Origin of the sequence: Serratia sp. AKBS12, assembly GCF_024793895.1 — a bacterium.
GTDB lineage: Bacteria > Pseudomonadota > Gammaproteobacteria > Enterobacterales > Enterobacteriaceae > Serratia_F.
Map to the genome: position 1 here is coordinate 89,092 of NZ_JANUSB010000006.1, position 11,061 is coordinate 100,152.

The 11,061-nt window shown below is 57.3% G+C and carries 9 protein-coding genes and 3 pseudogenes; 7 read left to right on the forward strand and 5 right to left on the reverse strand.

Annotated elements, in window-relative coordinates:
• Window positions 1-11: 11 nt before the first annotated feature.
• The 3 genes from spoT to recG are packed head-to-tail and all read left to right on the forward strand — an operon-like array spanning window position 12 to window position 4,896.
• On the forward strand, window positions 12-2,117 hold the full coding sequence (gene spoT / locus NYE85_RS04445) for a bifunctional GTP diphosphokinase/guanosine-3',5'-bis pyrophosphate 3'-pyrophosphohydrolase (protein WP_004956765.1): 2,106 nt from the start codon (window positions 12-14) through the stop codon (window positions 2,115-2,117).
• Between the two features lie 5 nt (window positions 2,118-2,122).
• Window positions 2,123-2,818 (forward strand): tRNA (guanosine(18)-2'-O)-methyltransferase TrmH, encoded by a 696-nt coding sequence (gene trmH / locus NYE85_RS04450; RefSeq protein ID WP_259003227.1) that lies wholly within the window; start codon window positions 2,123-2,125, stop codon window positions 2,816-2,818.
• Window positions 2,815-4,896 carry an ATP-dependent DNA helicase RecG gene (gene recG / locus NYE85_RS04455; RefSeq protein ID WP_259003228.1) on the forward strand — a complete coding sequence of 694 codons (2,082 nt, stop codon included), beginning with the start codon at window positions 2,815-2,817 and terminating at the stop codon, window positions 4,894-4,896. Before trmH ends, recG begins: the two co-directional genes overlap by 4 nt.
• Before the next feature lie 63 nt (window positions 4,897-4,959).
• Here recG and gltS read toward each other — a convergent pair whose 3' ends face one another.
• Window positions 4,960-6,171, reverse strand: coding sequence for a sodium/glutamate symporter (gene gltS / locus NYE85_RS04460; RefSeq protein ID WP_259003229.1), 1,212 nt, complete (start codon window positions 6,169-6,171; stop codon window positions 4,960-4,962).
• A gap of 251 nt (window positions 6,172-6,422) precedes the next feature.
• Between gltS and NYE85_RS04465 the strand changes: the two genes are divergently transcribed.
• The 3 genes and pseudogenes from NYE85_RS04465 to NYE85_RS04475 all read left to right on the forward strand — a co-directional run.
• Window positions 6,423-7,817, forward strand: a complete 1,395-nt coding sequence (locus tag NYE85_RS04465; protein WP_259003230.1) for an NCS2 family protein — start codon at window positions 6,423-6,425, stop codon at window positions 7,815-7,817.
• 131 nt (window positions 7,818-7,948) lie between these two features.
• Window positions 7,949-9,607, forward strand: coding sequence for an AsmA family protein (locus NYE85_RS04470; RefSeq protein WP_259003231.1), 1,659 nt, complete (start codon window positions 7,949-7,951; stop codon window positions 9,605-9,607).
• A gap of 2 nt (window positions 9,608-9,609) precedes the next feature.
• Window positions 9,610-9,762: pseudogene (locus NYE85_RS04475) on the forward strand (IS256 family transposase); the annotation flags it as partial.
• A 9-nt stretch (window positions 9,763-9,771) separates the two neighbouring features.
• Here NYE85_RS04475 and NYE85_RS04480 read toward each other — a convergent pair.
• The 4 genes and pseudogenes from NYE85_RS04480 to NYE85_RS22785 all read right to left on the reverse strand — a co-directional run.
• The gene (locus tag NYE85_RS04480) at window positions 9,772-10,089 is read right to left on the reverse strand and encodes a type II toxin-antitoxin system RelE/ParE family toxin (protein WP_259003232.1); all 318 of its coding nucleotides are present in this window, start codon (window positions 10,087-10,089) and stop codon (window positions 9,772-9,774) included.
• Window positions 10,086-10,364: an antitoxin of toxin-antitoxin stability system gene (locus NYE85_RS04485; RefSeq protein ID WP_259003234.1), complete on the reverse strand. Its 279-nt coding sequence runs from the start codon at window positions 10,362-10,364 to the stop codon at window positions 10,086-10,088. The genes NYE85_RS04480 and NYE85_RS04485 overlap by 4 nt, the downstream gene beginning before the upstream one ends.
• 56 nt (window positions 10,365-10,420) lie before the next feature.
• Window positions 10,421-10,555: pseudogene (locus tag NYE85_RS04490) on the reverse strand (recombinase XerD); the annotation flags it as partial.
• 50 nt (window positions 10,556-10,605) lie between these two features.
• A pseudogene (locus tag NYE85_RS22785) lies at window positions 10,606-10,713 on the reverse strand (hemagglutinin); the annotation flags it as partial.
• A gap of 61 nt (window positions 10,714-10,774) precedes the next feature.
• Here NYE85_RS22785 and NYE85_RS04495 point away from each other — a divergent pair.
• Entirely contained in the window at window positions 10,775-11,053 is a 279-nt protein-coding gene (locus tag NYE85_RS04495; protein ID WP_259003274.1) for a hypothetical protein, read from the forward strand.
• Window positions 11,054-11,061 lie beyond the last annotated feature (8 nt).

Consider the following 11,061-nt stretch of genomic DNA (forward strand, 5'->3'; position numbering starts at 1 on the left):
CGAGTCTGCCTTTGTACCTGTTTGAAAGCCTGAATCTGCTGATTCAACGTTACCTGCCTGAGGAGCAGATTAAGCGCCTCAAACAGGCATACCTCGTTGCACGTGATGCTCACGAGGGACAGACACGCTCCAGCGGTGAGCCTTACATTACTCACCCGGTCGCCGTGGCCTGCATTCTGGCGGAAATGCGTCTCGATCATGAGACGCTGATGGCCGCGCTGCTGCATGACGTCATCGAAGACACCCCGGCCACCTATCAGGATATGGAACAGCTGTTTGGCAAAAGCGTTGCCGAACTGGTTGAAGGCGTATCCAAGCTCGACAAACTGAAGTTCCAGGACAAGAAAGAAGCACAGGCGGAAAACTTCCGCAAAATGATCATGGCGATGGTGCAGGATATCCGCGTGGTATTGATCAAGCTGGCCGACCGGACGCACAACATGCGCACCCTCGGTTCGCTGCGGCCGGACAAGCGCCGGCGCATCGCGCGTGAAACCCTGGAAATCTACAGCCCACTGGCCCACCGCCTGGGTATTCATCACCTTAAAACCGAGCTTGAAGAGCTGGGTTTCGAAGCGCTTTACCCCAATCGCTACCGCGTGATCAAGGAAGTGGTGAAAGCCGCTCGCGGCAACCGCAAAGAGATGATCCAGAAGATTCTTTCCGAGATCGAAGGGCGGCTGACCGAAGCAGGTATCCCCTGCCGCGTCAGCGGGCGAGAAAAACACCTGTATTCCATTTACCTCAAGATGCATCTCAAGGAACAGCGCTTCCATTCCATTATGGATATCTATGCGTTCCGGGTGATCGTGAAGGAAGTCGACACCTGCTATCGGGTGCTTGGCCAGGCGCACAGCCTGTACAAACCGCGTCCGGGCCGGGTAAAAGATTATATTGCCATTCCCAAGGCCAACGGTTATCAATCGTTGCACACCTCATTGATCGGCCCGCACGGCGTACCGGTAGAAGTGCAGATCCGTACCGAAGACATGGATCAGATGGCGGAAATGGGGGTTGCCGCGCACTGGGCTTACAAAGAACAGGGCGAAACCGGCACCACTGCACAGATCCGCGCCCAGCGCTGGATGCAAAGTCTGCTGGAGTTGCAGCAAAGCGCCGGCAGCTCGTTTGAATTTATCGAGAGCGTCAAATCCGATCTTTTCCCGGATGAGATTTACGTTTTCACCCCGGAAGGGCGCATTGTCGAACTGCCGGCGGGCGCAACGCCGGTCGATTTCGCCTACGCGGTGCACACCGATATCGGCCACGCCTGCGTTGGCGCGCGTGTCGATCGGCAGCCGTATCCACTGTCGCAGTCGCTGAGCAGCGGCCAAACGGTGGAAATCATCACCGCACCGGGCGCGCGGCCGAACGCCGCATGGCTGAACTTTGTCGTCAGCTCCAAAGCACGCGCGAAGATCCGCCAAATGCTGAAGAACCTCAAACGCGATGATTCCGTCAGCCTGGGGCGTCGCCTACTCAACCATGCGCTGGGCGGCAGCCGCAAGCTGGCCGAAATTCCGCAGGAAAACATCCAGCACGAACTCGAGCGCATGAAGCTGACGTCGCTGGACGATCTGCTGGCGGAAATCGGCCTTGGCAACGCCATGAGCGTGGTGGTGGCGAAGAATCTGCAGGGCGATCGCTCCAGCCTTGGCGCCTCTTCCGGCGTGCGCAACCTGGCCATCAAAGGTGCCGACGGCGTGCTTATCACCTTCGCCAAATGCTGCCGACCGATTCCGGGCGATCCGATCATTGCCCACGTCAGTCCGGGCAAAGGGCTGGTTATCCACCATGAATCCTGTCGCAATATCCGCGGCTACCAGAAAGAACCGGAAAAGTTCATGGCGGTAGAGTGGGACAAAGAGACCGAACAGGAATTCATTGCCGAAATTAAAGTGGACATGTTCAACCATCAGGGCGCCTTGGCCAACCTGACGGCGGCAATCAATGCGGCCGAATCGAACATTCAAAGCCTGAATACCGAAGAAAAAGATGGCCGGGTTTATAGCGCCTTTATTCGCTTGACCACTCGCGATCGCATTCATTTGGCGAATATCATGCGTAAAATCCGTATCATGCCGGATGTGATTAAAGTTAACCGTAACCGAAATTAGCGCCTATGAGCCCCGAACGCTATGCGCGGATTTGTGAAATGCTCGCAACCCGCCAGCCAGATCTGACGGTCTGTCTGGAACAGGTTCACAAACCGCATAACGTCTCCGCAATTATCCGTACCGCTGACGCCGTCGGCGTGCACCAGGTGCATGCCGTGTGGCCAACCACTCGCATGCGTACGCTGGTCTCTTCCGCTGCCGGCAGCAACAGCTGGGTCAATGTCAAAACGCACCGCACCATCGGCGAAGCGGTCAATCATCTGAAAAACCAGGGTATGCAAGTTCTGGCGACCAACCTTTCTGCCCGCGCGGTAGACTTCCGTGACATCGACTATACCCGCCCAACCTGCATCCTGCTGGGCCAGGAGAAATCCGGTATTACCGAAGAAGCGCTGCAATTGGCCGATCGTGACATCATTATTCCGATGATCGGCATGGTGCAGTCGCTCAACGTATCGGTGGCCTCTGCGCTGATCCTGTATGAAGCACAGCGGCAACGGCAAAATGCCGGCATGTATCGTCGCGAAGCCAGTACGCTGGAACAGGAAGAGCAGCAGCGTCTGCTGTTCGAAGGGGGATACCCGGTGTTGGCCAACGTTGCCAAGCGCAAAGGGCTGCCACGGCCGCAGATCGATCAACAGGGCCAAGTGGTCGCCAGCGCCGAATGGTGGGCAGCCATGCAGGCAACGGTGCAAAAATGAAAGGCCGCCTGCTGGACGCCGTCCCACTAACCACGCTTTCCGGGGTTGGAGCCAGCCAGGCGGGAAAACTGGCCAAAATTGGTCTGGAAACCATCCAGGATCTGCTGCTACATCTGCCGTTGCGCTATGAAGACCGCACTCGGCTATACCCGATTGGCGAGCTGCTGTCAGGTATGTTCGCCACCGTAGAGGGCGAGGTGCTGCGCACCGACATCAGTTTTGGCCGCCGTCGCATGTTGACCTGTCAGATCAGCGATGGCACAGGCATCCTCACCATGCGCTTCTTCAACTTCAATGCGGCGATGAAAAACAGCCTGGCCACCGGCCGGCGCGTTACCGCCTACGGTGAAGTCAAACGCGGCAATCACGGCGCGGAAATCATCCATCCTGAATACCGCATTCAGGGGGAACACAGCGAAGTGGAGCTGCAAGAATCCCTGACGCCGGTCTACCCAACCACCGAGGGCATCCGTCAGGCCACGCTGCGCAAGCTGACCGATCAGGCGCTAACCCTGCTGGATACCTGCGCAATTGCCGAACTGCTGCCAGCCGAATTGAGCGGAGGCTTGATGAGTCTGCCGCAGGCGTTGCATACCTTGCATCGCCCACCGCCGGATATCCAGTTGGCCGATCTGGAACAGGGCCGACATCCGGCGCAGAAGCGGCTGATCATGGAGGAGCTGCTGGCGCACAATCTCAGCATGCTGGCAGTCCGCGCCGGAGCGCAAAGTTATCACGCGCAGCCGTTGATGCCGGACGATCGATTGAAAAACCGATTTCTCGCCCAGTTGCCCTTTGCACCTACCGGAGCACAACGGCGCGTGGTTGCTGATATCGAAGCCGACCTGCAAAAGAATTTCCCGATGATGCGTCTGGTACAGGGTGACGTCGGCTCTGGAAAAACGCTGGTTGCGGCACTGGCAGCGTTACGTGCGATTGCTCACGGCAAACAGGTGGCGCTGATGGCGCCCACCGAGCTGCTGGCCGAACAGCATGCCAATAACTTCCGCCAGTGGTTTGAACCGCTGGGCATCGAGGTCGGCTGGCTGGCTGGCAAGCAAAAAGGCAAAGCGCGTATTGCGCAGCAACAAGCCATCGCCAGTGGCCAGGTTTCGATGGTGGTCGGTACCCACGCCATGTTCCAGGAGCAGGTTCAGTTCAACGGGCTGGCCCTGGTTATCATTGACGAACAGCATCGTTTTGGCGTGCATCAGCGCCTCGCTCTATGGGAAAAGGGCGAAGAGCAAGGCTACCATGCCCATCAGTTGATCATGACCGCCACGCCCATTCCACGCACGCTGGCAATGACCGCCTATGCCGATCTCGATACCTCGGTGATCGATGAACTGCCTCCCGGCCGTACGCCGGTAACCACCGTTGCCATCCCCGATACCCGTCGCGCCGATATTATCGAACGGGTCAGAAACGCCTGCCTGCAAGAAGGCCGCCAGGCTTATTGGGTCTGTACGCTGATTGAAGAATCCGAACTGCTGGAAGCGCAGGCGGCAGAAGCCACCTGGGAAGAATTGAAAACCGCGCTGCCGGAGCTGAAGGTCGCGCTGGTACACGGGCGCATGAAGGCCCAGGAAAAACAGGCGGTGATGCAGTCGTTCAAACTGGGTGAGCTGCAACTGCTGGTAGCCACCACGGTGATTGAAGTCGGCGTTGACGTGCCAAACGCCAGTCTGATGATCATCGACAACCCGGAACGTCTGGGGCTGGCGCAGTTGCACCAGCTGCGCGGCCGCGTTGGCCGGGGCGCAGTAGCCTCGCACTGCGTGCTGTTATACAAAACGCCGTTGAGCAAAACGGCGCAAAAGCGCTTACAGGTGTTACGCGACAGCAATGACGGCTTCGTGATCGCCCAGCGCGATCTGGAAATTCGCGGCCCCGGCGAATTGCTTGGCACTCGACAGACCGGCAGCGCCGAATTCAAAGTGGCTGACTTACTGCGCGATCAGGCAATGATCCCGGAAGTACAGCGCGTAGCACGCCATATTCACCAAAACTATCCAGAGCATGCTCACGCCCTGATCGAACGTTGGCTGCCAGAAAAAGCCCGTTACTCCAACGCATAAAAAATGCCGGCCACCCTGGGGTGACCGGCATGATGCTTATATGCCCTTCTCTAGCTACTCGGCTTAACCAACCGCCGGGAAAACAGGCAGCAGCAGATACAGCTTGATGACTATGGCATTGGCGATATCAATGAAGAATGCGCCAACCATCGGCACTACCAGGAAGGCCAGATGCGACGGACCGAAGCGATCGGTAATCGCCTGCATATTGGCAATCGCCGTTGGCGTAGCCCCCATGCCAAAACCACAATGTCCGGCAGCCAGTACCGCCGCGTCGTAGTTTTTCCCCATGACGCGGTAGGTAACGAAAATGGCGTACAGCGCCATCACCAGCGTCTGAACCGCCAGGATAGCCAGCATCGGCAACGCCAGCGAGGCCAGTTCCCACAGCCGCAGGCTCATCAGCGCCATTGCCAGGAACAGCGACAGGCTGACGTTGCCCAACACCGACACCGCACGTTCAAACACCGTATAGAAGCCGGTAAACGCTAGGGTATTGCTGAGGATCACGCCAACAAACAGCACGCAGACGAAGGTCGGCAGTTCAAGCACCGAACCGAGCAACAGACCGGAAATCAACTGCCCCAGACTCAAACAGATGGCAATCATGGCAATGGTCTCAATCATTACCAACGAGGTGATCAGACGGCCGCTTTCCGGCTTTTCAAAACCGCTCGGTTGCTGGCTATCATCCGGTGAACCTTCCGGCGTAGAGGAATGTTTTACCAGGTAACGCGCCACCGGTCCGCCAATCAGGCCACCCAATACCAGACCGAAGGTCGCACAGGCCATCGCCACTTCCGTTGCATTTTCAAAGCCATAACGCTCGATAAACAGCTTGCTCCAGGCCGCACCGGTACCGTGACCGCCCGACAGGGTGATCGAACCGGCGATCAGGCCCATCAACGGGTCCAGCCCCAGCATTTTCGCCATGCCAATGCCGATGGCGTTCTGCACCACCAGCAAGCCCAGCACCACAAACAGAAATACCACCAGCGCCTTACCGCCGGCGCGCAGCCGTGCCAGGTTGGCATTCAGACCGATGGAGGCAAAGAACGCCAGCATCAACGGATCTTTCAGCGACATATCGAAGCTGATTTCCCAGTTAACGGTCTTTTTCATGATCAGCAGCAGCAAAGCAACCAGTAAGCCACCGGCAACCGGAGCCGGGATAGTGTATTTTCTGAGCAGGGGGATGGTTCTAACGCATTTGCCCCCAAGGAGCAAAACCAGGGTTGCCGCGACTAGCGTGCCATAAGTATCGAGATGAAACATCTAGCTACTCCATGTGAGGGGAAAAGATCCAATTAAAATAATAAGTTATAGAAAACCATATCGTTTTTAAACTTGATGAGTGCAGGATTAGAAGAAAATTCCGCTGAAAAAACAAGAAAAAATGAATAAAAATGAATAAAAATGCGACATAACATAAAAACAGCCTAACATAATATTTATGCGCAACCGTTTGCTTTTGCTGGCTGGGCGATTAAAATGCGCTCTTTGCCGTTTCTGGAAAATGCCTTACCATGACCATGCCATCCGCCGAGCTTGATGCCGTAAAGTCCGTATCAACGACTCCCCGCAACAGTGAACTGATTTACCGACTGGAAGATCGCCCACCGCTGCCGCAAACGCTGTTCGCCGCTGGTCAGCATCTGCTGGCGATGTTTGTTGCCGTCATTACCCCGGCGTTGCTGATCTGTCAGGCGCTGGGCCTGCCAGCTCAGGATACTCAACACATTATCAGTATGTCGCTGTTTGCCTCCGGATTGGCCTCCATTCTGCAAATCAAAACCTGGGGTCCGGTCGGTTCCGGCCTGCTGTCGATTCAGGGCACCAGTTTCAATTTTGTCTCGCCGCTGATCATGGGCGGTCTGGCGCTGAAAAACGGCGGTGCCGATGTGCCAACCATGATGGCTGCGCTGTTCGGCACCCTGATGGTCGCCTCCTGTACCGAAATTCTACTGTCACGCGTATTGCACCTGGCACGGCGTATCATTACGCCGCTGGTGTCCGGTATCGTGGTGATGATTATCGGCCTGTCGCTGATCCAGGTGGGCCTGACGTCGATCGGCGGCGGCTATGCCGCGATGAACGATCACACCTTCGGTACGCCAAAAAACCTGCTATTGGCCGGCGCGGTGCTGGCGGTAATCATCCTGCTTAACCGCCAACGCAACCCGTATCTGCGCGTCGCGTCGCTGGTGATCGCCATGGCGGTCGGCTACTTGCTGGCCTGGGCGCTCGGCATGTTGCCGGAAACCCAGCCGGTGACCCCTAGCGCTCCGATCACCATTCCGACGCCGCTGTATTACGGCTTGGGTTTCGACTGGAACCTGCTGTTGCCGCTGATGCTGATTTTTATGGTCACCTCGTTGGAAACCATCGGTGATATCACCGCTACCTCCGACGTCTCTGAGCAGCCTGTCAGTGGCCCGTTGTACATGAAGCGTTTGAAAGGCGGGGTGTTGGCTAATGGCCTGAACTCGATGCTTTCGGCAGTGTTCAATACCTTCCCGAACTCCTGCTTCGGCCAGAACAACGGCGTGATCCAGCTGACCGGCGTCGCCAGCCGCTACGTCGGCTTCGTGGTCGCGCTGATGCTGATTGTACTTGGCCTGTTCCCGGCGGTAGCCGGTTTCGTACAGCACATTCCCGAACCGGTGCTGGGTGGTGCGACCATCGTCATGTTCGGCACTATCGCCGCGTCGGGCGTACGCATCGTGTCACGTGAGAAACTCAATCGCCGCGCCATCATGATCATGGCTCTGTCGCTGGCGGTAGGCATGGGGGTTTCACAGCAGCCGCTGATTTTGCAGTTTGCGCCAGACTGGCTGAAGACCCTGTTGTCTTCCGGCATCGCCGCCGGCGGCATTACCGCCATCGTGCTTAATCTGCTGTTCCCGCAAGAGAAAGAATAATCACTCTTCAACGTGATAAAACGGCCGCCTGCGGCCGTTTTTTTTATTGTCTATCAGACCATTGCCCTTGAGATGGCGGGCCAATTACGGCATAAACAGGGTATCCTTTTTTACCGACGCAGGTATAGGCGATGAAATTTATCGGGAAACTGTTGCTGACGTTGCTGCTGTTGGTAGTGCTCGCGCTAGTGCTGCTGTATGTCATCGGGCAAACGCGTTGGGCCGCCGAGCGGCTCGGCAACTGGGTAAGCGATAACAGCGACTATCGCCTCAGCATAGGCAAAATCAGCCACGCCTGGCGACAACCGGCTCAAATCAGCCTGGAAGACGTGACGCTGACACGCCCCAACCAGCCGCAGTCGCTGGCCGCCAAACGGATCGATCTCGGCCTGAGTCTGCGCCAAATTACCAACCCGCGCTATTTCCACAGCGTCACGCTGCGCGACGGTACGTTGAACCTGCAGCCGCAGGCAGCGCTGCCATTACAGGCGGACGTACTGCAATTGAGCAATATGGCGCTGCAGTCCAACGGTGCCGATTGGCAGCTCAACGCGCAGAAGGTCAATGCCGGCATTACGCCATGGCAGCCAAAAGCCGGCCATATACTGGGTGAAAACAACCAGTTCCAGTTCAGCGCCGGTTCGCTGTCGCTAAACGGCATCCCCGCCTCCCAGGTGCTGGTGCAGGGGGAAATCAAGCAAAACCGGCTGTTGCTGAACGATTTTGGCGCCGACCTGGCGCAGGGTGATCTGACCGGCAAGGCCAGCCGTGCCGCCGATGGCAGTTGGCTGGTGGAACGTCTGCGCTTGAGCAATGTACGGCTGCAAACGCCACAGACGCTGGGTCAGTTTTGGCAACGCTTCACCGCCCTGCCGCCGGTCAGCGTAAAACGTTTTGATCTGATTGATGCGCGGCTGGAAGGCAAAGAGTGGGCATTTAACGATCTCGATCTGTCGCTGCAAAACGTCAGCTTCCACCAGGGGGACTGGAGCAGCCAGGACGGCTCGCTGAACTTCAACGCCGGCGATATGATCAGCGGCCGAGTCCACCTGATCGATCCGATCATCAATATGCGACTATCGCCGGCGGGCATTGCCATCGAACAGTTCACTTCGCGCTGGGAGGGCGGGCTACTGCGCGCCTCGGGCAGTTGGCTGCGCGCCAATCATCGCCTGCAGCTGGACGATGTCGCCGTGGTGGCGTTGGAATATACCCTACCGCAAAACTGGCGCGAACTGTGGCTGCAACCGCTGCCGGACTGGCTGGCTCAGGTATACGTCACCAAGTTGACCACCAACCGCAATCTGATCATTGATATCAACCCCGAATTCCCATTCCAGCTGACATCGCTGGACGGTTACGGCAGCAATTTGCTACTGGCGAACGATCATCACTGGGGCATCGGTTCAGGCTCGCTGACCCTGAACGCCAGCGAGGCCACCTTCAACAAGATCGACGTCAGGCGCCCTTCTCTGGCGCTGACGGCAGATCCGCAGCAAATTGCCGTTACCGAACTCAGTGCGTTTATGCCAAACGGCTTGCTGGACGCCAAAGCCAGCGTGTCGCAACTGCCAGGCAAGCCGTTCACGCTGGCGCTGAATGGCCGTTCGGTACCGTTGAATACCTTGCAACAATGGGGATGGCAGCCGATACCGCTCGAGGGCGATGGAAATCTGCAGTTGCAGCTGAAGGGATTACTCAATAGTGATGGGCCGTTTAAAGCATCTTTGCGGGGCCAGTTGCAGGCTACCAGCAAGGATGGGCAAACGCTGGAGCAGCAGGTGCCGTGACGAAGGGGTTCCCGGCGGACGGGTCAGTAAAAAAGGTCGTGTGGCTGGTAATCCAGGCCGCCTCGCAAAAATTGACAATGCCGCTGAGGGACTGGCGCATGGCAATGAGTCGCTTTATTATCGAGTTCGGTGACCGTCTGGACGGTCACTTCTGAGAAAGGCATTTACACAGAATCGTGTACAGGGTCGCTGTCCGGCGGTAACGGCGGCCAGCATCGGGCTGTGTGGATCAACGTCACTATCCAGACGGTATCGGCTTCTTCATCCAGTTCATACACAAGCCGGTAATGTTCATGTGGTATAAGCTCCCGCGTGCCAGCTATTTTTCCCTGTACTCCCATCAACGGCTGCTCTGCCAGCAGGGCAGCCGATTCGCTGAACCGCTCATCCATCTCTGCCGCTGCCAGTGGGTTTCTTTCTGCCAGGTAATCCCATATCGCTGTACGGTCATCCAGTGCCTCCGGCACCCAGCGAACCTTCATATTTTACCTGCCACTCTGGCCCGTCGTTCTGCGAACAGCTTTTCAACCTCTTCGTTATCCGTTCCTGCACCTGCCCGGATAGACTGACGCCCTCTCTCCACTTTCTGCGCCAGGTAAGCATCGTAAGCCCGGCTCTCGCTCTGACGTCTGATATATTCCCGCATCAGTTCACGTAACACCTGAGAGGCCGGTCTGTCGCTGGCTTTCGCTGCGGCGATAAAGTCTTCCCGCAGCGAGCTTTCCAGCTTCATCGTGAACACCGCTTCTTTAGGCATGGTTCTTTCTCCCAGTCCGCTTAAGTACTGGCTAAGTATATACCTTATCATTACCTTTACTCCACTTCGCCTGGGTTTCGTTCGTATTTCTGCTCCGCCGGATGCGTACTGGCGTGTACCGCCTGCAACGCACGGATGCTCAGCTGCGTGCTCTCCACACTACGATGACCCAGCATCGCCTGTACCTTCCTTCGACGCCTTGGGCGGCAGCACCCCCGCCACACCGTGCGCTCCGGCGAACCCGGCTCAGGTCGGCGACATTTTGTTGCTGGTTGTCCTTGTCACGAACAGTGATGTTACCTTCACTCACCGCCGCCTGCGTGGTGCCGCTAGCATGGCCGCTGCCGTTCAGGCCCGATACCCTCGAACCGATACCGGAACTGACGATTAACGGCGACACCCTCGCCGAGCTGGGTTTTACATCCGGCGCACCCTTTCAGCTCACACTCAGGCCCGATGGCCTGTGGATCACCGCCGTCACCGACGAATCCACATGGGAAGCCGTCTGCGCGGCCAGCCAAGATCGGCAAGATTTGGGGGCGGATTGGGTGCGGCAGAACGGCGAGCTGATCATCGGCGGGGATTGGCTCACCGAGTCCGGCATTACCGATGCCGAACAACTGGAAGTCGCCGCCGCATCCGGTGTTATTCGGTTGCAGCGGCGGGAAGTCGAAGTTTTCAACGCGTAAAAGCAAAG